At 62.2% G+C, this 26428-nt stretch carries 20 protein-coding genes, 1 pseudogene and 1 riboswitch; of the genes and pseudogenes, 17 read left to right on the top strand and 4 right to left on the bottom strand.

Translation table 11 applies throughout. From position 1 onward, the window contains the following. The first annotated feature begins 43 nt into the window (after positions 1–43). Complete coding sequence (locus tag ACO07W_RS01635) at positions 44–1543, top strand: PLP-dependent aminotransferase family protein (RefSeq protein ID WP_421840243.1); 1500 nt, start codon at positions 44–46, stop codon at positions 1541–1543. A gap of 29 nt (positions 1544–1572) precedes the next feature. Here the strand turns inward: ACO07W_RS01635 and ACO07W_RS01630 are convergent, their stop codons facing one another. Then, positions 1573–2901: an aspartate aminotransferase family protein gene (locus ACO07W_RS01630; RefSeq protein WP_421840242.1), complete on the bottom strand. Its 1329-nt coding sequence runs from the start codon at positions 2899–2901 to the stop codon at positions 1573–1575. 221 nt (positions 2902–3122) lie between these two features. Here ACO07W_RS01630 and ACO07W_RS01625 point away from each other — a divergent pair, with 221 nt between their 5' ends. From ACO07W_RS01625 to ACO07W_RS01610, 4 genes are all read left to right on the top strand, one after another. Then, entirely contained in the window at positions 3123–3902 is a 780-nt protein-coding gene (locus ACO07W_RS01625; protein ID WP_421840241.1) for an SDR family NAD(P)-dependent oxidoreductase, read from the top strand. Next, on the top strand, positions 3899–4729 hold the full coding sequence (locus ACO07W_RS01620; protein WP_421840240.1) for an ABC transporter permease: 831 nt from the start codon (positions 3899–3901) through the stop codon (positions 4727–4729). The genes ACO07W_RS01625 and ACO07W_RS01620 overlap by 4 nt, the downstream gene beginning before the upstream one ends. A gap of 83 nt (positions 4730–4812) precedes the next feature. After that, complete coding sequence (locus tag ACO07W_RS01615) at positions 4813–5787, top strand: ABC transporter substrate-binding protein (RefSeq protein WP_421840239.1); 975 nt, start codon at positions 4813–4815, stop codon at positions 5785–5787. Beyond that, a complete protein-coding gene (locus ACO07W_RS01610; RefSeq protein WP_421840238.1) occupies positions 5784–6572 on the top strand; it encodes an ABC transporter ATP-binding protein in 789 nt (262 codons plus the stop codon). Before ACO07W_RS01615 ends, ACO07W_RS01610 begins: the two co-directional genes overlap by 4 nt. Before the next feature lie 208 nt (positions 6573–6780). On the opposite strand, the gene ACO07W_RS01605 is transcribed toward ACO07W_RS01610, so the two are convergent. Further along, positions 6781–8253 (bottom strand): cobyric acid synthase, encoded by a 1473-nt coding sequence (locus tag ACO07W_RS01605; RefSeq protein ID WP_421840237.1) that lies wholly within the window; start codon positions 8251–8253, stop codon positions 6781–6783. A 348-nt stretch (positions 8254–8601) separates the two neighbouring features. Further along, positions 8602–8823: riboswitch (cobalamin riboswitch) on the top strand. 222 nt (positions 8824–9045) lie between these two features. Between ACO07W_RS01605 and ACO07W_RS01600 the strand changes: the two genes are divergently transcribed. The 7 genes and pseudogenes from ACO07W_RS01600 to ACO07W_RS01570 all read left to right on the top strand — a co-directional run bounded on the left by ACO07W_RS01600 (position 9046) and on the right by ACO07W_RS01570 (position 16345). After that, positions 9046–10830 carry a PPE family protein gene (locus ACO07W_RS01600; protein WP_421840236.1) on the top strand — a complete coding sequence of 595 codons (1785 nt, stop codon included), beginning with the start codon at positions 9046–9048 and terminating at the stop codon, positions 10828–10830. Continuing rightward, on the top strand, positions 10827–11135 hold the full coding sequence (locus tag ACO07W_RS01595) for a PE family protein (RefSeq protein WP_421840235.1): 309 nt from the start codon (positions 10827–10829) through the stop codon (positions 11133–11135). The genes ACO07W_RS01600 and ACO07W_RS01595 overlap by 4 nt, the downstream gene beginning before the upstream one ends. Before the next feature lie 150 nt (positions 11136–11285). Next, positions 11286–11577 (top strand): annotated as a pseudogene (esxG, locus tag ACO07W_RS01590) (type VII secretion system protein EsxG). Positions 11578–11609: 32 nt separating this feature from the next. Further along, the gene (locus ACO07W_RS01585; protein WP_421840234.1) at positions 11610–11900 is read left to right on the top strand and encodes a WXG100 family type VII secretion target; all 291 of its coding nucleotides are present in this window, start codon (positions 11610–11612) and stop codon (positions 11898–11900) included. A gap of 231 nt (positions 11901–12131) precedes the next feature. Then, on the top strand, positions 12132–13895 hold the full coding sequence (locus ACO07W_RS01580; protein ID WP_421840233.1) for a DUF3556 domain-containing protein: 1764 nt from the start codon (positions 12132–12134) through the stop codon (positions 13893–13895). After that, positions 13892–15313 (top strand): phytoene desaturase family protein, encoded by a 1422-nt coding sequence (locus tag ACO07W_RS01575; RefSeq protein WP_421840232.1) that lies wholly within the window; start codon positions 13892–13894, stop codon positions 15311–15313. Before ACO07W_RS01580 ends, ACO07W_RS01575 begins: the two co-directional genes overlap by 4 nt. Before the next feature lie 222 nt (positions 15314–15535). Then, positions 15536–16345, top strand: a complete 810-nt coding sequence (locus ACO07W_RS01570; protein WP_421845754.1) for a L,D-transpeptidase — start codon at positions 15536–15538, stop codon at positions 16343–16345. Between the two features lie 337 nt (positions 16346–16682). Here the strand turns inward: ACO07W_RS01570 and ACO07W_RS01565 are convergent, their stop codons facing one another. Beyond that, positions 16683–17282: a hypothetical protein gene (locus ACO07W_RS01565; RefSeq protein ID WP_421845753.1), complete on the bottom strand. Its 600-nt coding sequence runs from the start codon at positions 17280–17282 to the stop codon at positions 16683–16685. A 408-nt stretch (positions 17283–17690) separates the two neighbouring features. On the opposite strand from ACO07W_RS01565, the gene gap reads away from it, so the two are divergent. From gap to tpiA, 3 genes are read left to right on the top strand one after another with little or no spacing between them, the layout of a single operon-like run. Then, entirely contained in the window at positions 17691–18710 is a 1020-nt protein-coding gene (gene gap / locus ACO07W_RS01560) for a type I glyceraldehyde-3-phosphate dehydrogenase (protein ID WP_421840231.1), read from the top strand. A gap of 2 nt (positions 18711–18712) precedes the next feature. Continuing rightward, on the top strand, positions 18713–19960 hold the full coding sequence (locus tag ACO07W_RS01555) for a phosphoglycerate kinase (protein ID WP_421840230.1): 1248 nt from the start codon (positions 18713–18715) through the stop codon (positions 19958–19960). Continuing rightward, the gene (gene tpiA / locus ACO07W_RS01550) at positions 19957–20742 is read left to right on the top strand and encodes a triose-phosphate isomerase (protein ID WP_421840229.1); all 786 of its coding nucleotides are present in this window, start codon (positions 19957–19959) and stop codon (positions 20740–20742) included. The genes ACO07W_RS01555 and tpiA overlap by 4 nt, the downstream gene beginning before the upstream one ends. 80 nt (positions 20743–20822) lie before the next feature. On the opposite strand, the gene secG is transcribed toward tpiA, so the two are convergent. After that, entirely contained in the window at positions 20823–21056 is a 234-nt protein-coding gene (gene secG, locus ACO07W_RS01545; protein WP_421840228.1) for a preprotein translocase subunit SecG, read from the bottom strand. A 128-nt stretch (positions 21057–21184) separates the two neighbouring features. Between secG and ppc the strand changes: the two genes are divergently transcribed. Next, a complete protein-coding gene (gene ppc, locus ACO07W_RS01540) occupies positions 21185–24004 on the top strand; it encodes a phosphoenolpyruvate carboxylase (protein WP_421840227.1) in 2820 nt (939 codons plus the stop codon). A gap of 61 nt (positions 24005–24065) precedes the next feature. Beyond that, on the top strand, positions 24066–26369 hold the full coding sequence (locus tag ACO07W_RS01535; protein WP_421840226.1) for a molybdopterin guanine dinucleotide-containing S/N-oxide reductase: 2304 nt from the start codon (positions 24066–24068) through the stop codon (positions 26367–26369). Positions 26370–26428: the final 59 nt, after the last annotated feature.

Here is a 26428-nt window from a genome sequence, read left to right as displayed (position 1 = left end):
TTCTCGATCTGCGGCAGGTGACGGGGCCAGTTAAACTCGGTGGGTGACACCGCGGGGCCTTGAGGGCGCAGACCCGAAGCAGTTCGTCGTTGACCCTGAGTCCAGCCTCCCGCTGTACCGCCAAGTACGCGCGCTGCTGGAGGACCAACTCGCTCGCGGGATCTTCACGGCCAATCGGCCGCTGCCGTCCACCCGCTACTTGTCACAGGCGCTGGGGGTATCGCGAAACACCGTTGCGTTGGCGTATCAAGAATTGACGAGTTCAGGTCTGGTGGAGAGTAGGCCGCGTTCTGGGCTTTATCCGGTGACAATGTCCCCTGGGGACCGGACACCGCGCAGCGTTGCCAGGCCGGTGACGGGCTGCGATGTCGATTGGAGCGCACGGCTCGCCGCACAGCGTGAGCTTCACAAGCACCTACCGGTAACGCGCGCGCCAACATTTCCAAACTGGCGCGACTATCGATATCCGTTCATCAGCGCCCAGCCCGAGCTGCGGAGCTTCCCCGTGCGCGGTTGGCAGCGAGCCTCTGTCGAGGCGCTGCAGACGCTGCACCTGCCCTACAGTGTGCGCGATGCCGGCGACTTCGATGATCCGTTGCTCGTCGAGACCCTGTGCAATGAGATTCTGCCGCCTCGTGGTGTGAGCGCCCAACCTGACGAAGTGCTGGTGACTTCCGGAGCGCAACAGGGACTGTCCCTGATCAGTGATGTCCTTCTGTCGTCAAAATCGGTTGTTGCCGTAGAGAATCCCGGGTATGTCGACATGTGGCGCATTTGTTCGCGGGTCGGTGCATCGGTGGTTCCGGTGCCCACCGACCACTGGGGCGCCGAGGTTGATGACGCTCCGCGATTCGATGCGATCTATCTGACACCGAGCCATCACCATCCCACGAACGTGACGTTGAGTCTGCCGCGGCGGCGACTGCTCATGGATCTGCTGAAGCAGCGCGACGCATTCGCGATCGAAGACGACTACGACAGTGAGTTCCGTTTCCGTGGGCAGCCGACGCCCTCGCTGAAGTCCATGGACACCTCTGGCCGGGTGCTGTACCTCGGCTCGTTCTCTAAGTTCTTGTCGGCTGGGCTACGTTTGGGGTTTGTTGTCGCGCATCGTGACGTTATCGCCGAACTGCGCGCTGAGCGGTACCACCGGTGCAAGCACCTTCCTGGCCACGTGCAGCGGGCGCTAGCGATCTTCATCTCTTCTGGCGAATACCATCGCGCCTTGCGAACCCAGCGGCGTCGATTACGGGCCAGTTGGGAAACGCTCACAGCGGCAGTGCGGCACCACTTGCCTGTCGCCGCGGGAGCGGATGCATTTCCGCCCGGCGGTGTCAGTCTGTGGTATACCGCGCCCAGTGAAATCGACTGCAAACGCTGGGCGTTGCGGGCCCGAGAACAGGGTGTGCTGGTAGCCGATGGATCCCGCTACTTTTTTCCTGGCACGTGGCGCAACAATCATCTGCGGATCGGTTTCGGCTCGATTTCTACTGAACTGATCGAGCCAGGGATCCGAGCTTTGGCCGCGGCACTGCGGGTGTGAGGGTATTGCGGCTATCAATTACCGTGCTCTCAGACGGCGCACAGCGCGTCATCGAGCATCGCCAGCGCTTGCTTGGTGTCTTCCGGACTGACATTGCACGGCGGCACCAAGTGAAAACGGTTGTGGTTGCGGAACATCAGCAAGCCGTTGGCCTGGGCCCGGTCAGCGATCGCCGCCATCTCCGGTGACGTTCCGCCATAGGGCGCCAGCGGTTCTTTGGTCGTGCGGTCGGCGACGAGTTCGATAGCCCAGAAGACACCTAGCCCGCGCACGTCACCGATAACTTGATGTCGCCCGGCGAGGTCGAGCAGTCCGGGACCTAGCACTTCGGTGCCGATTGTTGCGGCGTTCTCGACCATGGCCTCGTCTCGCATCGTTTCAATCGCGGCCACCGCGGCAGCGCACGCGAGCGGGTGGCCGGAGTAGGTTAGCCCTCCGGGGTAGGGTTTTTCAGCGAACCGCTGCGTGATGGGGTCGCTGACGATCACGCCGCCGAGCGGCACGTATCCCGAATTGACACCTTTGGCAAACGTGATGAGATCGGGAACGACGCCGAAGTGTTCTAACGCCAACCACTTTCCGGTGCGGCCGAATCCGGCCATTACCTCGTCGAGGATCAAGACGATGCCGAACTGGGTGCACAACTCACGCACTCCGGCTAGGTAACCGGGTGGGGGCACCATGATGCCCGCGGTGCCGGGTATCGACTCAAGAATCAGCGCGGCGAACGACTCTGGGCCCTCGAACTGAATTATCGAACGAAGGTGAGCCAAGGCCTTCTCGCTCTCCTCGTCCTCCGACTGCGCACCGAACTGGCTGCGATACAAGAACGGGCCAAAGAAGTGGACGGCGCCGGCGGAGCCATAGTCGCTGGGCCAGCGGCGCGGGTCGCCGGTCAGATTGATGGCCTGTTGAGTGGCGCCATGGTAGCCGCGATAGGCGGAGAGCGTCTTGTAGCGTCCAGTGGCAAGGCGGGCCATTCGGACGGCGTGTTCGACAGCTTCGGCGCCCCCGTTTGTGAAGAAGACCCGATTGAACCCAGCTGGCGCAATGTCGGTGATGAGTTCGGCTGCTCGGGCGCGGGCCTCGTTGGCGTGTTGCGGCGCTATGGTGCACAGTTGCGCGGCCTGCCGGGTGATGGCGGCAACGACCTTGGGGTGCTGATGGCCGACGTTGGTGAATACCAGCTGCGACGAGAAGTCCAGCAGTCGATTCCCGTCTCCGTCGATGATGTAGCTGCCGTCCGCGCCGGTGATCACCAGCGGGTCGAGGGTGCCCTGAGCCGACCAAGAGTGAAATACCCGGGTGCGGTCGAGATCGTAGACCCGTTGGGCGTCGGGGTGTGCGGGCGCCGGCATGGCCGCTCTCCTGTCTTTGTCGTCGTTGTGAGTTAAACGTTGTCAGCACAATGGTCGCCAATGAAGGGGCAGATCGCGCTTGTCTGATGAGGCCAGTTGCCCGCGTCTGCCGAAGTTGGCCCCACGGTGTCAACGATCGTCTGGCTCTGTAACATCTGGCTTCGCCATACTCTGCGATTGTGGACCTGTTACGCGGGCCAGATGTGTAAAAGGCTGGGGTCATGCCAGGAGCAGTTCTTCGCGACACCCGTAGACCGGTCGCTGTGATCACCGGCGCCAGTAGCGGTATCGGAGCCGCGACCGCAAAGCACTTGTCCGTGAGCCATGACCTGGTGCTGGCCGCGCGACGCATCGACCGGCTCAATGAAGTGGCCGCAAAGATCACCGCTGAGCGCCCCGAATGCGCGGTAAGGGTAGATGTGCTCGATGTCACCGATTCCGACGGCGTGGCCGCCTTCTGTAGTGATCTCGATCACGTTGACGTCTTGGTGAACAACGCCGGCGGCGCGCTTGGCGTGGATTCGATCGCCAGTTCTGTTGACGCCGACTGGCAGTCGATGTTCGACGTCAACGTTATGGGAGTGCTCAGGGTAACGCGGGGATTACTTCCCAAGTTGCGAGCCTCGGCGTCGGCGACGATCGTGACTATTGGGTCCGTCGCCGCTGTCGAACCCTATCAAGGTGGTGGCGGCTACAACGCCGCTAAGCACGCAGTTCGCGCACTGACGCGGGTTCTGCGCCTCGAGTTGCTGGGCGAGCCGGTCCGAGTGTGTGAGATAGACCCCGGCATGGTCGAGACTGAGTTCTCCATCAACCGGTTCGGCGGCGATGCAGAACGGGCCGCAGCGGTCTACGCCGGTGTTGATCCGCTTACTGCCGACGACGTCGCCGAAGCAGTCTCCTGGGTGGTGTCGCGTCCGGCGCGAGTCAACGTCGACTCGATGTTGTTGCTCGCACGTGACCAGACCAGCGCCCAACGGGTGTATCGGAGAGGCGTATGACATTGCGCGTATCGGTGTCCGCATCGACTATTCGGCATTGGGCAATCCGGGGCGGCGCCCTATCCGCGTTCCTGCTCACCTGGTGGGTAAATACCAGCGTCGGTCTGGTCAAACCTCTGTACCTGCCCGGCCCCGGTGCCGTGTGGCATGCGTTCGTTCGTGCCAATACCTGGCACCAGGTGGCACCTGGCGTCCCGCGCGAGGTGCTAGGTGAACAGAACTATTTCTTGTGGGAACATCTCGTTGCCAGCTTGCAACGCATCTTTGTTGGCGTCACCGCCGCGATTGTCGTCGGTGTCCTGCTCGGCTTCGCGATGGGATCCTCGAAGTGGGGAGCCACTATCGTCGACCCCTATCTGAACTTCCTTCGCGCACTCCCTCCACTGGGATATTTCAGCCTGCTGATCGTATGGTTCGGTATCGGCGATACCTCGAAGGTCTGGCTGCTGTTCCTGGCTGCTTTTCCAGCGGTCACGGTTGCGACTCTGGCGGGCGTTGCCGGTGTCAAACGCGGCTACGTCAACGCCGCACGATCGTTGGGTGCGAGTCGCTCCCAGGTCATTAGTCGAGTGATATTGCCAGCTTCGGTGCCTGACATTGTCAACGGCATCAGACTCGCTGTCGGCTTCGCCTGGACCACTGTCGTCGCCGCCGAACTCAATAACGGCATACCCGGCATCGGAGGGCTGGCCTATGTTGCGGGCACCCAGCTGCGCACTCCACTGGTCATCGCCTGCATCATTGTCATCGGCATCACAGCGTTGTTGCTGGACTCGATGATAAGACTGATCGGCCGGCTAGCCGCTCCCTGGGAGGGGCAATTCTGAGAACCCAGATGGCACTAGCGGGTGTGCTGCTCATCGTTTGCATGGCTTTACCGGGATGCATAGTGAAGTCCGGTCGCGGCGAGATGAGTCGGTCGATGATCGCTGCGGTCGGGTGCCCGGTTGAACCCGATAGCTCAGTTGGCGCAGAGATTCGGATTGGCTACCAGCACATTCCCAACGGAGACCTGATTGTCAAAGACGCCAATCTGCTGGCTGCGTGTATGCCCAACGCCAAGATCAGTTGGACCCCGTTCTCATCGGGCGCAGACGTTTTGCGGGCGTTTGGGTCCAAGTCGTTGGATCTGGGCATAATGGGTTCGGCGGTTGTCGCCAAATCTCTTTCGCCACCATTGGATCTCGGCATTCGTGTTGTTTGGGTGCAGGACGTCATCGGTGGTTCGGAGTCGTTGGTTGTTCGCGATCCAGCGGTCAAGGACATCGCGGGTCTACGCGGTAAGAAGATTGGGGTCCCGTTCGGCTCGACGTCACATCTGAGTTTGTCATCGGCATTGGATAGAGCCGGGATGTCCGAAAGCGTCACGGTGATCAACCTTGAGCCCAGCGCGATTCTCGGTGCATGGGCGGGCGGCCAGATCGATGCGGCGTGGATCTGGGATCCGACGCTCTCCGAGCTCGCCAAGGATGGTCATATCGTGATGACGTCCGAAGACGCGGCCAAAGCCGGCTACCCCGCCTTCGACGTAGAGGGTGCCCGTGGACAATTTGTCGCCGACAATCCCGCGGTGATGAAAATGTGGACGGTGGCACAGGACTGGGCCGTCACATTGATCCGTGAGAACCGTGCGGCTGCGATCGCCCGACTTGCCGGCCAGTTGGGGGTGCATCCCGAGCAGGTGCGCACTCAACTGGACGGCTACAGATACCTCGGTGCCGCCACTCAGGCTGGGCAAAAGTACCTCGGTGGCGGTTTGGCTATCGACATCCGCAATACCGCGCTGTTCCTCAAAACTCGCAACGGGGTCCACGGTGTCAACCCGCCTGCCGCCTACATCGACGCGCTGTATCCGGATGCGGTCCGAGAAGTGGCGGGGAAATGACCGATTTCAGTTCACGATTGACTTTGACCGAGGTTGGCCAAACCTACGGATCCGGTGGCGACCAGGTGGTCGCGGTACAACCGACCAGCCTGTCGATCGATCCGGGTGAGTTCATTTCGCTGGTTGGACCGTCCGGCTGCGGAAAAACGACACTTCTGCAGATGATCGCGGGGTTTCTGGAGCCGACCTCAGGCACCATCATGCTTGGTCGAAGGCATGTCAGCCGCCCTTCACCAGACCGAGGCGTAGTTTTCCAGTCACCGATGCTCTACCCGTGGCTGACGGTGCGAGGCAACGTTGAATTTGGCTTACGAATGCGGGGGATCAGCAAGGCGAAGCGTCGGGCGCGGGCTGATGCGACGCTAGATTTGGTCGGCCTCTCCGGGTGCGGTGATCGTCGGCCCTATGAGCTCTCCGGTGGAATGCAGCAGCGCGCGCAGATCGCTCGTGTTCTCGTCAATGATCCGCGCATCATTCTGATGGACGAGCCGTTTGGCGCGTTGGATCCTTTGACCCGAGAACGGCTGCAGGTGGAGCTGCTGTCCTTGTGGCGTCGGGAGCACAAGACCGTGGTTTTCGTGACTCACTCGGTGGAAGAAGCTGTGTTCCTGTCGACGCGGGTGCTGGTGATGAGTGCGCGGCCCGGGCGCGTGATCGTGGATCGCCGAATCGAGTTGCCGGGGGACTGCGGCGATTCGGTACGAACTCCCTCCGTCATGGCAACCCAGGAGTTCCAGCAGCTCAAAATAGAACTTGCCGAGGCGATCTATGCGGCGCACGACTAATCGATAGGTTCGATCCGGTTCAGCGACGACGGGCAGGTCCGTATCGAGGCGCCCGCAGGAAAGGCCGAGCGGGCTGCGGCCGCGGGCGAAATCGCCTGGTCAACAGCGCAATCCGCCAACGATGACTGACTTATGTGGGTCGCCGAGCCGGCAAAGGTGTGCTGCGCGTTCGCTTGGGCGCGCGCCGGTAGTTGTCACAGCGCTGGTATCACGGCGCTCCCGGCGCGAGGAACGGCAGCTCTGCTGGGCAACCGTGCTGCGCCAGGTCGAGCAGTGTGTCGACATCAAGGTGTCGTTCGACCAGGTCGCCGAGCAGGTCGAGGCGCCGCTCGCGTGCGGCCCGGAAGCGCACGCCTGCCGGCGCGAGGCCGAGTGTTTCGTACAGGAATGCCTCGCGGAACTCGTCACCTTCCAACGAGCCGTGCCACATCGTTCCGAATACCTTTCCACTGTGCAGGCCGCCAAGAAACTCCTCGGCGGCGCCACAGGTGATGCGGCCGTGGTGGATCTCATACCCCGAGGCCGCGGCTCCGAAGCCCCGGCCTGCGGTAAGTCGCAACACTTTCTCAGGGCCGAATGTGGTTTCTGCGTCAAGCAAACCCAAGCCATCGACTTCGGCCAGGGGTCCTTCAACCCCCTCCGGATCGCGGATCACCCGGCCCAGCATCTGGAAACCTCCGCAAATACCGAGCAATGGCTTACCCGCTGCCACATGCGCCAGTACCGCACGGTCTATGCCTCTAGCTCTCAGCCAGGCCAGGTCAGCGATCGTTGCACGAGTGCCGGGTAGCACAATCAGATCGGCATCGCCTAGCGCACGGGGGTCGGATGCGAACACGAGATCCACATCGGGCTCGAGACCCAGCGCATCGACATCGGTGAAGTTGCTGATTCGTGGTAGCCGCACGACGGCAACTCGGCGGACCCCAGCACCTGCCGTGCGTCGGCCATCCAAGTCAAGGGCGTCCTCTGAATCCAGCCACAGATCAGGGTGCCACGGCAGAGTGCCATAAACCTCGCGCCCAGTCACTCTTTGCAGATCACGCAAACCGGGCGTCAGCAAGTCGAGGTTGCCGCGGAACTTGTTGACCACGAACCCCGCGACCAGCGCTTGGTCCTCGGCCGACAGCAGCGCGACGGTGCCCAGGAACGCCGCGAATACCCCGCCGCGGTCGATGTCACCGACGACGACGGTCGGCAGTCCAGCATGCCGGGCAAGGCCCATGTTGACGTAGTCGCCGGTGCGCAGATTGATTTCGGTCGGGCTGCCCGCGCCCTCGGCGACAACGACGTCATAACGGGTGGCGAGATCATCGAAAGCGCGGTGCGCCGCCTCGGCCAGAGCCTGGCGTGCCTCAAGCCAGTTCGCAGACACCAGTTTGCCCCAGGGCCTACCCATCAACACCACATGGCTGCGTTGATCGCCGTCAGGTTTGAGTAAGACGGGATTCATCGAAGCTTCCGGGCTCGCACCCGCCGCGAGTGCTTGGATCCATTGTGCCCGGCCGATCTCCACGCCAGCGCCTTCCACGCTTTGGCAGACCATCGAGTTGTTGGACATGTTCTGCGCTTTGAAGGGCGCCACCCGCACCCCACGTCGGGCTAGTGCGCGGCACAACCCGGCGGTCACGGTGCTCTTACCGGCGTCACTGGTGGTACCGGCTACCAGCAGACCCGGCATCAGTGGTGCTTCGATAGCCGGTCGGTGAGCAAGTGATCGCCTCCGGTGGGCACAAGCCCCAGTATTCGCGGCACGGGCCCTCACTGACAGCTCGGTTGTGGTAATCGCTGGCTATGATCCCACAGCCCGCATCGCGTTTGATCGTGGTCGCGCCAAATCGAGCTGGCGCGTGCGGTATTTCGCTGAAGGTCATGCCACGGCGAATCCAGCACCGTGGATTTGGTTGACCGAACGCAATGCCGAAATCCGGAATGGCTCCTCTGAGCGGTTGCTGTGAATCACCTGTGCTGGTTGGGTGAACACGCGTTGTGTCACGTAATCTGATCGCGCAGCTGGTTTGCTGACGTCACGTACTGGAGTGTCGTCGGTATCTCGCGTCGATCACTTATGTCGGTTCGTCGTGGAAGGGAACCCGGTGTGAATCCGGGACTGACCCGCAGCGGTATGCAGGAACGAACGCCGTCATCAGCACTGGCCCATTGCCCTGGGCTGGGAAGCGACGGTCAGTAGGAACACCATTTTCGGTGTGTGCCTGTGAGTCCGAAAACCTGCCAGCTGCGCCGGGCGCACTGTGTCCGGCGCGCGTCGCCTCGTGGACTGGGCGGATGGCCAAAGCTAGAAACAGGGCGGCGCTGTTCGGGCGCGCCACTGGTCGGCTCTCGCGGCTATACGTCCTATTGGGCGGCGGGCATCCCGTCGTATCGAAGGACGTGTGATGGTAGTTGGAGCCTGTGTCGCGAGTATTCGTGACAAGCGCGGCGCCGGCCGGTGTCTTCGTCCAGGTGGTCTCCGATGACGGCACCCATTTGGTTGGCGTCGCCGCCCGAGCTGCATTCGGCCCTTTTGAACAGCGGTCCGGGGCCGGGTCCATTGCTGGCATCGGCCGGTGAGTGGAATTTGCTCAGTGGCAGCTACGCGGCAGCGGCCGCGGAGTTGTCCGGCCTGCTAACGCAAGTAGCGGCCGGTGCCTGGGGTGGGGCGAGTTCGGTCGCCTATGTGGTCGCCCACGTGCCGTATCTGTCGTGGCTGATGCAGGCCAGCGCCGACAGCGCCGCGAACGCCGCCCAGAAGGAAGCCGCGGCCGCTGCCTACACAACTGCCCTGGCCGCGATGCCGACGTTGGCGGAGCTGGCCAGCAACCACGCCGCTCACGGAGTGCTGACGGCTACGAATTTCTTCGGCATCAACACCATTCCGATCGCACTCAACGAAGCCGATTATGTGCGGATGTGGATTCAGGCCGCCACCGTTATGGACACCTATCACGTGGTTTCTACGGCGGCTTTGGTTTCTTCCCCGCAGACTCCGCCGGCCCCGACGATCCTGAAAGCCAACGGGTCGCAGGTCGCTGCCGCTCAAGCAGCAACTCCACCTCCTGAACACCTAAATCCGTTTGAGCAATGGCTGCTGCGAATCTACACCGACTTCTACAACAATTTTCTACAACCATTTGTCGATTGGGTGGCTAACATTCCTTTTTTACATGCGATTCTTTCCGGTATTGACCCCTATCTCCTCATCCTGGGTAATCCGCTTACTTATCTCAGTCCGGCGAATATCGCATTCATGCTGGGTATGCCGATGGATATCGGTACATACGTCACGCTGTTGTCCCAGACCTTTGCGTTTATCGCTTCCGACCTCGCGGCGGCTTTCGCCACGGGAAACCCTGTCACTATCGGTTTCACCATTTTGTTCACCAGCGTGGAAGCCATCGGCACGATCATCACCGACACCATCGCTTTGCTGAAGACATTGCTCGAGCAGACCCTGGCGTTGCTGCCACTTCTGGCGCCCTTATTGACCTCTCCGTTGGTGGCGTCCGGTGCCGTGTTGGCTCCGATCGGCGTCACGGGCTTGGCCGCGGTGGCTAGCGTGCCGCCACCACCACCGCCCGGAACGCCTGCGACACCTCCGCTGGCAACGCTTGCCCCGAGCGTTCCAACGTCGGCGCCGGCACCGGCGCCGACGCCCGTCCAGACCACCGTCACGACACCTACGGCTACGCCATCCCCGCCGCCGACTAGTGCGCCGCCGTCTGTGACTTGTGCGAGCGTTGGCACGCACATGGATGCTTTCGGATACCTGGTGGGTGATCTGAGCTCCACGGCCAAGCGGGTGGCAGACAATGGCGCCCGCAAAAAGGCGCCGCAACCCGACGGCGCCAAGACGCCCAAGGCTGGGCTAGCGCCGCCGCAACCCCGATACCACTCCCGCAAGCGGGCGAAAGCACACCGGCTCGGTCGCGGCTACGAATACGCGGATCCGCGGTCGGATGCGGTGCCGAACCCGGTTGCCGGCAACCAACGTCGTGCCTCAATGATCGCCTCCGACGAGAGTGCAGGACAGCTTGGGTTTGTTGGTATGAACCACAAGGTCGGTGCCGGGTCAGCTGCCGGGCTGACCGCACTTGCCGGCGATGTATTCGACGTCGGACCACGTACGCCGATGATTCCGAGCACCTGGGGAGTCGGTCCCGCGGTATCCGGCGATCTTTCGGACAAGCCGAGCGATCGGGCACAAGAAGAAACTGATTCCGGTAACGATTGGCGAACGCAGCAAAGGAGTGTGTCATGACGTTACGAGTGGTCCCTGAGGGGTTAGCTGGCGCTAGCGCTGCCGTGGAGGCTTTGGCGGCACGGTTGGCAGCCGCGCAGGCCGAGGCTGCGCCACTGATTGCCGCTGTGGTGCCGCCGGCGGCGGACCCGGTGTCGGTGGGAACCGCCGCGGGATTCAGCGCGCAGGGGGAGGAACACGCCGTTGTCGCGGCCCAAGGTGTTGCCGAGCTTGGGCGCGCAGGTGTCGGCGTTGGCTTGTCCGGCGCCAACTATCTGGCCGGAGATGCGGCGGCTGCCTCCACCTATGGGGCCTTCGCTGGCTGATAGCGAGCAACAAAGTCTCGGTAGCGACGTCGGACGTGGCATAGAACCCAAGGAAGGTGGGCTCGAAGTGTTGCCAGATGGTTTACCCAGGACGGTCAGTGCGCAAATGCTGTATCGAGTGGGCCCAACAGGGCCGGAAGGAGAAAAGTCATGAGTCTGCTGGATGCCCATATTCCGCAGTTGGTTGCTTCGCAGGCGGCGTTCGGCCAAGGCGGGGCTGATGCGGCACACCATTGGTCAGGCTGAGCAGGCGGCGATGTCTGCGCAGGCCTTCCATCAGGGTGAGTCTTCAGCTGCGTTCCAGGCTGCTCACGCTCGTTTTGTCGAGGTAGCGGCCAGGGTCAACACCTTGCTAGACATCGCTCAGGCAAACCTAGGCGACGCTGCTGGCACCTATGTGGCAGCCGACGCGGCCGCCGCATCCACCTACACCGGGTTCTGACCTGATCACAACTGAAACGAAAGGGATGTGTGATGTCACAGATCATGTACAACTACCCGGCTATGCTTTCGCACGCTGGAGAGATGTCAAGCTATGCCGGCACGATGCGCGCTTTGGGCGCTGACATCTCAGCGGAGCAGGCGGCCCTGCAGAACGCGTGGCAGGGCGACACCGGGTTGACCTACCAGGCTTGGCAGGCGCAATGGAACCAGGCGATGGAGGATCTGGTCCGGGCATACCAGTCGATGGCCGGTACTCACGAAGCCAACACCATGTCCATGATGGCCCGTGACCAGGCCGAAGCTGCTAAGTGGGGCGGCTAGCCTCGCCGGACCGCGCCCTAGCTGGCCCCCAATAAATTGGTTAGGGAACCAACACGGTCGACCTGAAGGTCGGTAATCCGAAACCATCGCGCAATACAGCGGCGCGGGAAGTTTGTTATTGGCGTTAGCCATTGCTCGCGCCCCGGTCCGCAAGAGCTGCGCGTTGGCGAAGTGTTGCCGATAGATTGGAGTCTCCAACCTGGTTTCGCACCGATCGGGAATGGGGCCGCTATGGGATTTATGTCGCCGGACCTTCCGGACGTCGAGCGCGAAACTTGGCAAGACCTGCCGCGGGCGACGCGATTACAGGTAGTCACCCGGCACTGGGTGGAACATGGGTTTGGAACACCGTATGCGGTCTATCTGCTGTACCTGATCAAGATCGTGGTCTATGTTGCCGTCCCCGCCGCGATCATCTCGCTTACACCGGGCCTGGCAGGGTTGAGCCGCATCGGCGACTGGTGGACCCAGCCCATCGTGTACCAGAAGTTCATAATATTTACCCTGTTGTTTGAGGTCTTGGGATTTGGTTGCGGATCAGGACCGCTCACCGGACGGTTCTGGCCACCGGTCGGGGGATTCCTCTACTGGTTGCGCCCCAAGACAATTCGACTGCCGGCCTGGCCGGAAAAGGTACCGTTGACCCGGGGAGATAGCCGGACGATCGTCGACGTTGGTCTTTATGCTGTCGTCTTGGCAGGCGGTGTGTGGGCACTCGCGGCGCCCGGCCATGGTGGCCCGGTCACCGCAGCGGACGACGTCGGTTTGATCGAGCCAATCCGGATAGTGCCGACGATCGTCGGCCTGGCGCTGCTGGGTCTGCGTGACAAGACCATCTTCTTGGCCGCCCGCGGTGAACACTATTGGCTGAAGCTCTTCGTGTTTTTCTTCCCCTTCATCGATCAGATTGCGGCCTTCAAGATCATCATGCTCGGATTGTGGTGGGGCGCAGCAACCTCCAAGCTGAACCACCACTTCCCTTATGTCGTATCGGTGATGACCAGCAACAACGCGCTGTTGCGGAGCAGTCTCTTCGGGCGGCTGAAGCGCATGCTCTACCTGGATCCGGTGAGTGACTTGCGCCCCTCGTGGCTACCGAAAGTCATGGCGCACGTCGGCGGAACTACAGCGGAATTCCTGGTTCCTGGAATTCTGGTGTTCGTCGCAGGGGGTCAATCCTGGCGCTGGCTGCTCATCGGTTTCATGGTGCTGTTCCACCTCAACATCCTCTCCAACCTCCCGATGGGCGTCCCGCTGGAATGGAACGTATTTTTCGTGTTCTCCTTGTTCTATCTATTCGGGCATTACGGCTCAATTCAGGCCGTCGATCTTCGGTCGCCGGCTCTGCTGGCTGTTCTGATCGTCGCATTCGCGATTGTGATCGTGGGAAACCTTTTCCCCGAAAAGATTTCGTTCTTGCCGGCGATGCGCTACTACGCAGGCAACTGGGCTACCAGCATCTGGTGCTTCCGTGCCGGCGCGGAAGAGGCGATTGAAGCCAACATCATCAAGAGTTCCGCGCTCGTCGTCAACCAGCTGGCCAAGCTCTATGACACGGCAACGGCCGAAATCATGGCAGACAAGACAGCAGCGTTCCGGGCTATGCACACCCACGGTAGGGCGCTCAATGGACTGCTGGCTCACGTGTTGGGGAGCGAGGCCAACGAGGCCGATTACCGTGTACGCGAGGGCGAAATTGTTGCCGGACCGCTCGTTGGATGGAACTTCGGCGAAGGCCACTTGCACAATGAGCAGCTTGTCGCGGCGGTGCAGCGCCGCTGCAACTTTGAAGAAGGTGACCTGCGTGTGATCGTCTTGGAAGGGCAACCGATCTACACTCAGCGGCAGTGGTATCGGATCGTCGATGCGAAGTCGGGCCTGTTGGAGGCCGGGTATGTCATGGTCGAAGACATGCTGACCCGCCAGCCTTGGCCGCAACCAGGTGACGAGTTCCCCGTCCACGTGACGGTCCAGACGTCTGCCGGCACGCCATGACCAGCGCGGTCGTCGTCGGCGCCGGACCCAACGGCTTGGGTGCGGCGGTTCAACTGGCCCGGCGTGGCATCGACGTCCAGGTGCTAGAGGCGCGTGACACGATCGGCGGGGGAGCGCGGTCGAGTGAGCTGACGGTGCCCGGGGTCGTGCACGATCACTGCTCGGCGTTCCATCCGCTGGGCGTCGGTTCGCCGTTCTGGAAGGAGATCGACCTTCAGAGCTATGGACTTCGGTGGAAGTGGCCGGAGATCGACTGCGCCCACCCGCTCGACGACGGCACCGCAGGGCTGCTGTACCAGTCGATCGACGAGACCGCGGCCCGGTTGGGCTCGGACGGAAAGCGGTGGCGCCTCGCTGTTGGTGACCTGGCAGACGGATTCGATGAGCTGGCTCACGATCTGCTTCGCCCAGTGCTCAACGTTCCGCGTCATCCGATTCGGCTCGCTTTGTTCGGTCCACGTGCGGCGCTGTCTGCAACGGCTGTCGCGCGTTGGTTTCGCACTGAGCAGGCCCGCGCACTCTTCGGTGGCGCGGCCGCGCACATCTTCGCTCGGCTGGACCGGCCGTTGACAGCGTCGCTGGGGCTGATGATTTTAGCCAGCGGCCATCGCTACGGTTGGCCGGTTGCGCAAGGCGGGTCTGGGGCGATCACCAAGGCGCTGGGAGCCGCGTTGGAATCGCACGGCGGCAGCGTCAGTACCGGTGTGATGGTCAAGAGTCGCCGCGACATACCTGATGCGGACATCGTCATGCTTGACCTCAGCCCGGCCGCTATTTTGGCGCTGTATGGCGATGTCATGCCCGGCCGGATCAAGCGTTCCTATCAGCGCTATCGCCAAGGGGCGTCGGCGTTCAAGGTGGATTTCGCTGTTGAGGGCGATATTCCATGGACCAACCCCGATTGCGGACGCGCTGGGACCGTGCATTTGGGCGGAACATTCGCCGAAGTCGCCGATACTGAACGCCAACGCGCACAAGGCAAGATGGTGCAAAGACCATTCGTGCTGGTCGGGCAGCAATATCAGGCCGACCCATCGCGTTGCGCGGGGAATATCAACCCGATCTGGGCCTACGCGCACGTGCCTTTCGGCTATACCGGGGACGCCACCGGAGCGGTGGTTGACCAGATAGAGCGATTCGCCCCGGGATTCCGCGACCGCATCACCGCAACTGTCAGCAAGACCACTGCCGAACTGCAGGCCTACAACCCTAACTTCATCGGTGGCGACATCCTTGGCGGGGCAAACGACCGGCTACAGGTCATTCTCAGACCGCGGTTGGCCGTCGACCCATATGCGATTGGAGTGCCAGGGGTCTACATCTGTTCGCAGTCGGCGCCGCCAGGAGCCGGAATCCATGGACTATGCGGCTACCATGCCGCTGAATCTGCGCTTCGTGGGTTGCGTAATCGGCCCTGACATCACCGCAGCTCGTGGTGAGGGTGATCGTCGACGGGTACCTGACTATGGGTGTTTCAACCCGGCGCGCTAGGACGTTGCCGGATTGATTTGTTGTGGCCAAAGCGTGACAGATACTTGATCGAATTGCGCACGCGCGCTTACGCTTCCACTTTTCGCCGCGCATCTACCATCACTATTGCAATCGTGTCAATCAAGGGCAATCAAAAGGGAATCGGAGTTATGCGGGCGGCTGTTCGGTGTGTTCTTACCGTTATCGTGATCGCTGCGAGCGTGGTTGCAGGGTCGGCCGGCACAAGCCAGGCAGCAGTGAACCAGTCGTCTGGGCTGGTTATCGCCTCAGTTCTGCCAACGCGTGGCGAGGTGGTGGGTGTGGCGCACCCCGTGCTGGTGACCTTTAGCGCGCCAGTCGTTGATCGACAGGCAGCTGAACGTGCTGTCGACATCAAATCGGAGCCCGCGATGACCGGTCGCTTCGAGTGGCTTGACGACGATGTCCTGCAGTGGGCTCCCGACCGCTTCTGGCCCGCGCACAGCACGGTCGCGCTTTCGGTGGATGGTTTGTCCACGGACTTCAAGACCGGTGCTGCCGTCATCGGTGTCGCCGATATCTCGGATCACACCTTTACGGTGAGTATCGACGGGGTTGAGGCAGGACCGCCGCCAACGCCACTGCCGGCGCCGCACCACCGGCCGCACTGGGGCGAGGATGGCGTAATGCCCGCTTCGATGGGGCGGCCGGAGTATCCGACGCCTCCGGGTACGTATTCCGTTCTCGCCAAGGAACGCTCGGTGATAATGGATTCCAGCAGTGTCGGTGTTCCGATCGACGGGCCCGACGGGTACCGGCTTCCGGTGGATTACGCCGTGCGTATCACCAGGCGGGGCCTCTTCGTGCATTCGGCTCCGTGGGCCGTCAACGTGATGGGGTTGGAGAACACGAGCCATGGCTGTATCGGCCTGAGTAAAGAAGACGCCGAGTGGTATTACAACGCGGTCAACGTTGGCGACCCGGTGATTGTCCAGGAATAGTCACGGCGATTAACCCGCTGTTTTTGGTTGGTCTCATTGCGCGTGCTCCGCGCTCGAAGTGCGCTTTTGCGTGGTTGTGGCTGTGGCTGTGGCTGTGGGCTTGCCGCAGTTGTGCTTGTTTAGTGCCGGGCTAGCGGCGCGATGTGACACCTTTTCGCTATCCCTATCAACTACCGGCATGGGCATTCCGGAGGGATGGGTCGACGGTGATCAAGCCGTTGCTCAGCAAAAATATGTTAGGTGAAGGGCCCGCGACAGGTGGTCGCCGAGCAGAAGAGCGGCCCCGCCGGTAGTAACCCAGCGGGGCCGCGCAAACAACTCGGAAACGGGATCGGATTCAGCCCCCGTCGGTTGCCGAAGGACCAGGCATAGTCGGCTGCGCGGGCGTGGGGCCGCCCTCTGGAGGCGGGCTAATTGGGTCGCCCTTACCGCCAAAGGTCCCAGCTAAGCCAACGATTGGTGCCCCTACCGGTGCCGGCGCGGCCACTGGCGCACCAGCCGCGACCGGTCCAAGCGCGATTAACGGCGCACCGGGCGGGATGGGCACCGGTGGTGGTATTGGTGGGGCGACCGGAATCGGTGGTACTGGCGGGGTGACCGGGATCGGCGGGACGACTGGTGGGGCGACCGGAATCGGTGGGACTGGTGGCCCAAACGCAATCAGCGGAGCTCCGGCTGGCACCACCGGAAGTGCGCCAGGTGCAACCAAGGGAACACCGGCCATGTCAGTGACCGGAGCGCCCGCCGCGCATACACCCCCAGCTGCTGCTGGTGCGGCAGCCGCTGGGGCGGCGACCTCGTCCGACATGCCCTGGAGGCATGCGGCCCCGCCGGTTTTCAGCGGGGAGGCCTCGGCACCCGGGCTCAACGCTATCGCGGCCCCGCATAATCCAGCGCTGGCAACTACTTTGATGGTGAACCGACCAAAGACTGTCATCAACGTCGACTCCTCTTTGTTGGTGCTCAGTACTTCCGCAATCAAATGGTGCAGCAGAAACGCACAGCCATACCGCACGTGGCGTCTAGCCGACCGACACAATTGTTAACAGCCGACCTGCAACAACAGCCGCGCCGCACCGTGCCGTTTCCAAATGGTGACGTTCAGCCGGCGCTGATCCCACAAAACGGGTTCGGGTACCGGAGTGCCGCAGATCACCGCGACATCGGTGGAGCGGCGCTGACCTGCACGGATGCGTTTCGGTGGAGTGGTGTTGCTGCGCGGAAGCGGCGAAATATCGCAGGGCCGGACGTTTAGCAGTCTTACCGGCGGTTAGGTCCTGCATGCTCCTGATCTAGGCTACGGAAAAGCGCTTATGAGCGAACGTGGAAAGGCAGGGAGAGGCACGTGACGGTTCGGGTAGGCATCAACGGCTTCGGTCGAATCGGACGCAACTTCTACCGGGCCTTGTTGGCTCAGCAGGCGGTGGGCGCTCCCAACCTGGAAGTGGTCGCCGTCAACGACATCACCGACAACAGCGCGCTCGCGCACTTGCTGAAATTCGACTCGATCCTGGGCAGGTTGGCGCATGACGTCAATCTCGAAGGTGAGGACACGATTGTCGTCGGCAACGCCAAGATCAAGGCGCTCGCTGTCCGAGAAGGCCCGGCAGCATTGCCGTGGGGTGACCTCGGGGTCGATGTCGTCGTCGAATCCACCGGAATCTTCACCAACGCTGCCAAGGCCAAAGGCCATCTGGACGCCGGTGCCAAAAAGGTGATCATCTCGGCGCCTGCCACCGATCCCGACCTCACCATTGTTCTAGGGGTCAACGACGACAAGTACGACGGCAGCCAGAACATCATCTCGAACGCGTCATGCACGACGAACTGCCTTGCGCCGCTGGCCAAAGTGCTCCACGACGATTTCGGAATCGTCAAGGGCTTGATGACCACCGTGCATGCCTACACGCAGGATCAAAACCTGCAGGACGGACCACACCAGGACCTGCGTCGCGCCCGCGCTGCCGCACTCAACATCGTGCCAACGTCGACCGGCGCAGCCAAGGCCATTGGTCTGGTCATGCCCGAACTGAAGGGGAAGCTGGACGGCTACGCGCTGCGCGTGCCCATCCCCACCGGCTCGGTCACCGACTTGACGGTGGACTTGTCCCGAACTGCCAGCGCCGATGAGATCAATGCGGCTTTCAAGGCCGCTGCCGAAGGCAGGCTCAAAGGAATTCTGAAGTACTACGACGCGCCGATCGTTTCGAGCGACATCGTCACCGATCCGCACAGTTCACTCTTCGACTCCGGCTTGACCAAAGCGATTGACAACCAGGCCAAGGTGGTGTCGTGGTACGACAACGAATGGGGCTACTCCAATCGTCTCGTTGATCTGGTCGCACTGGTTGGCGAGTCGCTCTAGCCGTGTCAGGTTCTTCGCTCCCCACGCTGGCTGACCTTCTTGCCGAGGGTGTTTCGGGTCGCGGTGTGCTAGTGCGCTGCGATCTGAATGTTCCGCTCGATGAAAGTGGCACCATCACCGACGCGGGACGTATCACCGCGTCGGTGGCGACGTTGACGGCGCTGCTCGAGGCTGGCGCCAAGGTCGTGGTCGCCGCGCATCTGGGCCGCCCCACCGACGGTCCCAACCCGAAGCTGTCCTTGGCGCCGGTCGCGACCGCGCTCAGCGGGCAGCTGGGCCGGCACGTCCAGTTGGCCGGAGACATTGTTGGCCCCGACGCGCTGGCCCGTGCTGAGGGGTTGACCGACGGAGATGTGCTCTTGCTGGAGAATGTTCGCTTCGATCCGCGCGAGACCTGCAAGGACGACCGGGAACGCCTTGCTCTGGCCAAGCAGCTTGCCGAATTGATAGGACCGGCAGGCGCTTTCGTCTCCGATGGGTTTGGGGTTGCGCATCGCAAGCAAGCTTCGGTTTATGACGTCGCTACGCTGATGCCGCACTACGCTGGCAGGCTGGTAGACGCCGAGATATCAGTGCTCGAACAGCTGACCCGCTCCACCAAGCGGCCTTATGCGGTTGTACTGGGTGGATCGAAAGTGTCGGACAAGCTCGGCGTCATCGAGTCGTTGGCAACCAAAGCTGACAGCATCGTGATCGGTGGCGGCATGTGCTTTACGTTCCTTGCTGCGCAGGGTTTTACGGTCGGTAAGTCGCTGCTGGAAGAGGAAATGGTGGGTACGTGCCGTAGGTTGTTGGAAACCTATGCTGATGTGCTCAGGCTGCCCGTGGACGTTATGGTGACTGAGAAATTCGTTGCTGATTCGCCGCCTCAGACGGTGTCGGTCGATGACATCCCACGTGACTTGGTGGGTTTGGATATCGGGCCGGGGTCGATCAAACGGTTCGCAACATTGCTGTCCAACGCCAAGACCGTCTTCTGGAACGGGCCGATGGGTGTGTTCGAATTCCCCGCTTATGCGGCGGGAACCAGAGGTATCGCCGAGGCGATCATCGCCGCGACCACAAAGGGTGCCTTCAGTGTGGTGGGTGGCGGCGACTCCGCGGCGGCCGTGCGTGCGCTCGGTATCTCGGAGGGCGCGTTCTCGCACATATCCACCGGCGGCGGCGCGTCGCTGGAATATCTTGAGGGCAAGACGCTACCTGGCATCGAGGTATTGGGTCGTGAGCAGCCACATGGGGGAGCTTCATGAGCCGTAAGCCACTGATAGCCGGCAACTGGAAGATGAACCTCAACCACTTTGAGGCCATCGCGTTGGTGCAAAAGATCGCATTTTCGTTGCCGGACAAATATTACGACAAGGTTGATGTCACGGTTATCCCGCCGTTCACGGACCTGCGTAGTGTGCAAACGCTGGTCGACGGTGACAAGCTGCGATTGAAATACGGCGCCCAGGATTTGTCGCAACACGACTCTGGCGCCTACACCGGTGAAATCAGCGGAGCCTTCCTAGCGAAGCTGGGTTGTAGCTACGCCGTGGTAGGACACTCCGAGCGGCGCACCTATCACAATGAGGACGACGCGTTGGTGGCGGCCAAAGCCGTCGCCGCGCTCAAGAACGGTTTGAGACCGATCGTCTGCATCGGGGAACACCTCGACGTTCGCGAGGCGGGAAATCACGTGGTCCACAATGTCGAGCAGCTGCGCGGATCGCTGGCGGGACTATCGACGGAGCAGATTAGCTCGGTCGTCATTGCCTACGAGCCGGTATGGGCGATCGGCACTGGGCGAGTGGCCAGCGCCGCCGACGCGCAGGAGGTGTGTGCCGCGATTCGAACGGAGCTGCGTTCGCTGGCTTCCCCGCGTATAGCTGACACTATCCGCGTGCTCTATGGCGGCTCGGTGAACGCGAAGAACATTGGTGATCTCGTCGCTCAGGCCGACATCGACGGTGGCCTGGTCGGTGGGGCCTCGTTGGACGGAGAACAGTTCGCGACCCTAGCGGCGATCGCCGCTGGCGGGCCGCTGCCTTAAAACAATTGAGGTCTTGGCTGAACTCGTCCGACTCTGGCGAGATTGCGGCTCGGCGGGCTGCGGAATCGACGTGCGCGGCGTCAACTGTATTTGATCAGCAGTGCCATACCGATGATGCACACCAGCCAAATGCCAGTGATGAACAGCGTCAACCGGTCCAGGTTCTTCTCCACAACCGTGGAACCGGACAGACTTGACTGCACACCACCACCGAACAGGGTGGACAGACCACCACCCTTCGCACGGTGCAGCAACACCAGCAGCACCACCAGCACACTGGTGATCACCAGGGTGATCTGCAAGGCCAATTCCATGATCGGCAGCCTACCGAATAGGTTCCGAGCGCCGGTGACCGGCGCTCGGGCAAGGTTCTATGCATGCTTGCAGTTGCACACGCACGGCCGAAGAGCGTCGCGCCGGTGGGTCACCGATACTAGAACCCATGGCCGAGGTTTCTGATGCCACGCTAGAGCCGATCGGCAATGTTCACCGGACCCGGCACGGTCGTGCGGCGACCGAGCCGATGCGCGCCGACATCAGGCTGTTGGGCGCTATCCTCGGCGACACCGTGCGCGAACAGAACGGCGACGAGGTCTTCGAACTTGTCGAGCGGGCGCGTGTCGAGGCGTTTCGGGTGCGGCGCTCCGAGATCGACCGGGCCGAGATGTCGCGGATGTTCGACGGCATCGACATAAACCAGGCTATCCCAATCATCCGGGCCTTCACCCATTTTGCGCTTCTGGCCAACGTGGCCGAGGACATCCATCGGCAACGCCGCCGCGCGATCCATATGGCCGCGGGCGAGTTGCCCCAGGACAGCAGCCTTGCCGCTACGTACTTGAAACTCGACGCCGAAAGAGAACTGGCCGGGTTAGATGGGGTCACCGTCGCCGAGGCACTCAAAGGTGCGTTGGTCGCACCGGTCATCACCGCACACCCCACCGAGACCCGCCGACGCACCGTTTCGGCCACTCAGCACCGAATCACCGAGTTGATGAGACTACACGCCGAAGGGCACACCGAGACCGACAACGGTCGCAGCATCGAACTAGAGTTACGGCGCCAGGTCCTGACGCTGTGGCAGACCGCGCTGATACGGCTGTCGCGATTGCAGATCAGCGATGAGATCGCAGTGGGGCAGCGGCTGTATCCGTCGGCATTCTTCCAGGTGATCCCCCAAGTCAACGCCGAAGTTCGCGAGGAGTTGCGGGCTCGCTGGCCCGGCGCTGATCTGCTGTCAGAGCCTATTTTGCAACCGGGTTCCTGGATCGGTGGCGACCGTGACGGAAACCCCAACGTCACCGCCGACGTCGTGCGGCTGGCCACCGGTGGCGCCGCTTTTACCGCGCTATCCCACTACCTGGCCGAGCTCACCGATCTCGAACAGGAACTGTCGATGTCGGCGCGGCTGATCACCGTCACCGCCGAGCTGGCCGCACTGGCCGATGGCTGCCAGGAGAAAGGTCGGGCCGACGAGCCCTACCGGCGCGCCGTGCGGGTGATTCGCGGGCGGCTTACCGCGACCGCTGCCGAGATCTTGGATCAGCAACCCCAACACCAGCTTGACCTGGGCTTGCCGCCTTACTCCACGTCGGCTGAACTGCGCGCCGATCTCGACATTATCGGCGCTTCACTGCGGACGCACGGCGCCGGGCTGCTCGCCGACGATCGGCTGGCGCTGCTGCGTGAAGGGGTCGGAGTGTTCGGCTTCCACCTGTGCGGGCTGGACTTGCGGCAGAACTCGGAAGTGCATGAGGAGGTGGTCGGTGAGCTGCTGGCGTGGGCGGGGGTGCACCCGGACTACAGCGCACTGTCCGAAGACGAGCGGGTCGCACTGCTGGCTGCCGAACTGGGAACCCGTCGACCACTAGCCGGTGAGCGGGCGCGGCTTTCCGACCTCGCTCGAAGAGAGTTGGACATCATCGCGGCTGCCGCGTATGCCGTTGACACATACGGTGCTGCTGCGGTGCCCAACTACGTCATCTCGATGTGCCGTTCGGTATCGGACGTATTGGAGACCGCGATCCTGTTGAAGGAAGCTGGTCTGCTGGATGCGGCCGGACCGGAGCTCTATTGCCCGGTGGGTATCTCGCCGCTGTTCGAGACGATCGACGACCTGCGGAATGCCGCGAGGATTTTGCGATCGATGCTGGAACTTCCACGCTACCGAGCGCTGGTGGCGGCTCGGGGTGGCTGCCAAGAAGTGATGCTCGGATACTCCGATTCCAATAAGGACGGCGGGTATCTAGCTGCTAACTGGGCTGTCTACCGGGCTGAACTTGCCTTGGTCGAAGTCGCTCGGAATGCCGGAGTTCGATTGCGGTTGTTCCACGGTCGCGGCGGCACCGTCGGTCGCGGCGGCGGACCCAGCTACGACGCTATCTTGGCGCAGCCTCCGGGAGCGGTGAGTGGGTCGTTGCGTCTCACTGAGCAAGGAGAGGTGATCGCGGCCAAATATGCCGAACCGCAGATCGCGCGACGCAATTTGGAGAGCTTGCTAGCTGCCACGTTGGAGTCCACGCTGCTCGATGTCGAGGGCCTGGGCGACGCGGCGTCGCCGGCGTATGCCGTGCTCGACGAGATTGCCACCTTAGCGCAGCGTGCCTACGCTGAATTGGTTCACGAGACGCCGGGTTTTGTCGAGTACTTCAAAGCTTCTACACCAGTGAGTGAAATCGGGTCGTTGAACATCGGCAGCCGGCCGACATCGCGCAAGCCAACCGCGTCGATCGCGGACCTGCGGGCCATACCGTGGGTTCTGGCGTGGACTCAGTCACGGGTGATGCTGCCCGGCTGGTACGGCACCGGATCGGCATTTGAGCAGTGGATCGCGGCGGGTCCGGAAAGCGAAGCCGACCGCTTGGAAATCCTGCACGATTTGTACCAACGATGGCCGTTCTTCCGCGGCGTGCTGTCCAACATGGCCCAGGTGATGGCGAAGAGCGATCTGGGTCTGGCGGCGCGCTATTCCGAGTTGGTAGCTGATGTTTCGTTGCGGAACAGGGTGTTCGGGAAGATTACCCGCGAACACCAACGAACGATCGCCATGTACAAACGCATCACTGGACAAGACGATCTACTCGCCGACAACCCGGCCTTAGCGCGTTCGGTGTTCAACCGCTTCCCTTACCTGGAGCCGCTGAATCACCTTCAGGTCGAACTGCTGGGGCGCTACCGTTCGGGCGCAGACGACCAACTGGTGCAACGCGGCATACTGCTGACGATGAATGGGCTGGCCAGCGCGCTCCGAAATAGCGGCTAGGCGCTGTAAGCGGCCCGCCCGGCTCAGCCAGCGCCTAGGTCTGCTCACTAAACTGCCGTGAATGACGCAGAGCTACATCTCGGCCACACACTGGGGTGCGTTCACCGCCAGCGTGCAAGACGGCGACATCACCGCCGTGACACCGCTTGCCAGCGACACCAATCCGGCTCCGCAACTGCAGAACCTGCCGGGTGCGGTGAGACACCGCAGCCGCATTGCCAACCCTGCGGTGCGCCGCGGATGGCTAGAGAACGGCCCGGGATCCACTTCGCTTCGTGGAGCGGAGGAGTTCGTCGAAATCAGCTGGGATGAATTGACCGACCACCTCGCCGGTGAGCTGCGCCGCGTAGTTGACCGCTACGGCAACGAGGCGATCTACGGCAGCTCCTACGGCTGGGCCAGTGCGGGGCGCTTTCACCATGCGCAAAGTCAGCTACACCGCTTTCTCAACATGCTCGGCGGATATACCTCGTCGCGAAACAGCTACAGCGCGGGCGCATCGGAAGTGATATATCCGCATGTCCTCGGAGGTCGCTTGTTCGACTCGTTGGTCGACACCACCACCTGGGATGTCATCGTCGACCACACCGAGCTGTTGGTGGCTTTCGGCGGGCTCGCGTTGAAGAACACCACTGTCGCCCCTGGGGGTGGCGTTTTGCATCCGGATCGCGACTACGTCGGGCGATATCGGGCCGGTGGTGGTCGAGTCGTATCGGTCAGCCCGTTGCGCGACGACATCACTGCGATCGCGGGGTCGCTCGACGATCGATGTCGCTGGATTGCGCCGGTGCCTGGTACCGATGTCGCGATCATGTTGAGCTTGGCATACATCCTGGCCACCGAGTCCTTGGCCGACCGCGGCTTCCTAGACAACTATTGCACAGGTTACGAACGTTTCGAGCGCTATCTGTTGGGTACCGATGACGGGGTGCCGAAGACGCCCGAGTGGGCCGCTGCGTTGTCCGGACTCGATTCAGAAGACCTCCGGGCGCTGGCCCGCGACATGGCCGCTCGCCGGACTTTGATCACCACCAGCCTGTCTTTGCAGCGAACTGAGCACGGCGAGCAGACCGTATGGATGGGTGTGACCCTGGCCGCGATGCTGGGCCAGATCGGGCTGCCCGGCGGGGGTTACGGGCACAGTTACGGCGCCAACGGCGTCGGCAAACCACCCCTGGTGTGCAAGCTGCCGGCGCTGCCGCAGGGCAGCAATTCGGTGTCGACATTCATTCCGGTCGCCGCGATCAACGAGCTGCTACTCCGACCCGGCCAACAGCTGGCCTACGACGGCGCACTGCTCAATCTGCCCGACATCAAATGTGTCTACTGGGCGGGCGGAAATCCATTCCACCACCATCAGAACTTGCCCAGGCTACGACGGGCCTTAGCAGGCGTCGACACGATCGTGGTGCACGAACAGTTCTGGACCGCGATGGCTAAACACGCCGACATCGTGGTGCCCACCACGACCAGCTTTGAGCGCGACGATTTCGCCGGCAGCGCCACCGATCCCATACTGACAGCTATGCCGGCAATGGTGCCGCGGTTCGCGAACGCCCGCGACGACTACGACAGCTTTTCCGCGCTGGCCCACCGGCTGGGCTTCGGTGAGCAATTTACCGAAGGCCGCACAGCCCGAGAATGGCTCGAACACATGTACGGTAAGTGGTCTGTGGCGCTGGATTTCCAGGTACCGTCGTTCGCTGAATTCTGGCGGACCGGTTGGCTAGAGCTGCCGACCCGAACCGGGCTGACTCAGTTCGCCGATTTTCGGGCAGACCCGGTGGCCCATCCGCTGAGCACACCGAGTGGGCGTATCGAGATTTTTTCGGACACAATTGACGGCTTCGGTTTGCCGGATTGCGCTGGCCACGCCAGATGGTACGAACCGACTGAGTGGCTCGGTGGTCCGCGAGCCGAGCTTTTTCCGCTGCACATGATCGCCAATCAGCCGCGCACTCGGCTGCACAGCCAGCTCGATCACGGCGGCGCCAGCATGGCATCGAAAATCCGTGGTCGAGAGCCGATCCGCATACATCCAGAGGATGCGTCCACGCGCAGACTCAGCGACGGCGACATCGTCCGGGTGTTCAACGATCGTGGCGCGTGCCTGGCGGGTGTCGTGATCGACGACAATCTGCGGCCGCGAGTGGTACAACTGTCCACCGGGGCGTGGTTCGACCCCGCCGACCCTGCCGACCCGGATTCGATGTGCGTGCATGGCAATCCCAACGCTTTGAGCAATGATTCCGGCACGTCCTCGTTGGCGCATGGCAGCACCGGTCAGCATGTTTTGGTCGAGATCGAGAAGTTCGTCGGCGAACTTCCCCCGGTGCGCGCGCATCAGCCGCCGCCGTTCGCCTAGCGCCGAACACCGGCTTGTCCTGAGCCGAAATCCGTCAGTCGACGTGGCGAGCCGTGCCT

This window comes from Mycobacterium sp. (assembly GCF_965230835.1).
Lineage (GTDB): Bacteria > Actinomycetota > Actinomycetes > Mycobacteriales > Mycobacteriaceae > Mycobacterium.
The sequence above is the reverse complement of the archived record's forward strand: the minus strand, read 5'-3'. Positions and strand labels throughout refer to the sequence as shown.

Coding starts and splice junctions, on each gene's coding strand:
- ACO07W_RS01630 (WP_421840242.1), bottom strand. CDS start 2,901: ATGCCGGCGCCCGCACACCCCGACGCCCAACGGGTCTACGATCTCGAC.
- ACO07W_RS01625 (WP_421840241.1), top strand. CDS start 3,123: ATGCCAGGAGCAGTTCTTCGCGACACCCGTAGACCGGTCGCTGTGATC.
- ACO07W_RS01620 (WP_421840240.1), top strand. CDS start 3,899: ATGACATTGCGCGTATCGGTGTCCGCATCGACTATTCGGCATTGGGCA.
- ACO07W_RS01615 (WP_421840239.1), top strand. CDS start 4,813: ATGAGTCGGTCGATGATCGCTGCGGTCGGGTGCCCGGTTGAACCCGAT.
- ACO07W_RS01610 (WP_421840238.1), top strand. CDS start 5,784: ATGACCGATTTCAGTTCACGATTGACTTTGACCGAGGTTGGCCAAACC.
- ACO07W_RS01605 (WP_421840237.1), bottom strand. CDS start 8,253: ATGCCGGGTCTGCTGGTAGCCGGTACCACCAGTGACGCCGGTAAGAGC.
- ACO07W_RS01600 (WP_421840236.1), top strand. CDS start 9,046: ATGACGGCACCCATTTGGTTGGCGTCGCCGCCCGAGCTGCATTCGGCC.
- ACO07W_RS01595 (WP_421840235.1), top strand. CDS start 10,827: ATGACGTTACGAGTGGTCCCTGAGGGGTTAGCTGGCGCTAGCGCTGCC.
- ACO07W_RS01585 (WP_421840234.1), top strand. CDS start 11,610: ATGTCACAGATCATGTACAACTACCCGGCTATGCTTTCGCACGCTGGA.
- ACO07W_RS01580 (WP_421840233.1), top strand. CDS start 12,132: ATGGGATTTATGTCGCCGGACCTTCCGGACGTCGAGCGCGAAACTTGG.
- ACO07W_RS01575 (WP_421840232.1), top strand. CDS start 13,892: ATGACCAGCGCGGTCGTCGTCGGCGCCGGACCCAACGGCTTGGGTGCG.
- ACO07W_RS01570 (WP_421845754.1), top strand. CDS start 15,536: ATGCGGGCGGCTGTTCGGTGTGTTCTTACCGTTATCGTGATCGCTGCG.
- ACO07W_RS01565 (WP_421845753.1), bottom strand. CDS start 17,282: ATGACAGTCTTTGGTCGGTTCACCATCAAAGTAGTTGCCAGCGCTGGA.
- tpiA (WP_421840229.1), top strand. CDS start 19,957: ATGAGCCGTAAGCCACTGATAGCCGGCAACTGGAAGATGAACCTCAAC.
- secG (WP_421840228.1), bottom strand. CDS start 21,056: ATGGAATTGGCCTTGCAGATCACCCTGGTGATCACCAGTGTGCTGGTG.
- ppc (WP_421840227.1), top strand. CDS start 21,185: ATGGCCGAGGTTTCTGATGCCACGCTAGAGCCGATCGGCAATGTTCAC.
- ACO07W_RS01535 (WP_421840226.1), top strand. CDS start 24,066: ATGACGCAGAGCTACATCTCGGCCACACACTGGGGTGCGTTCACCGCC.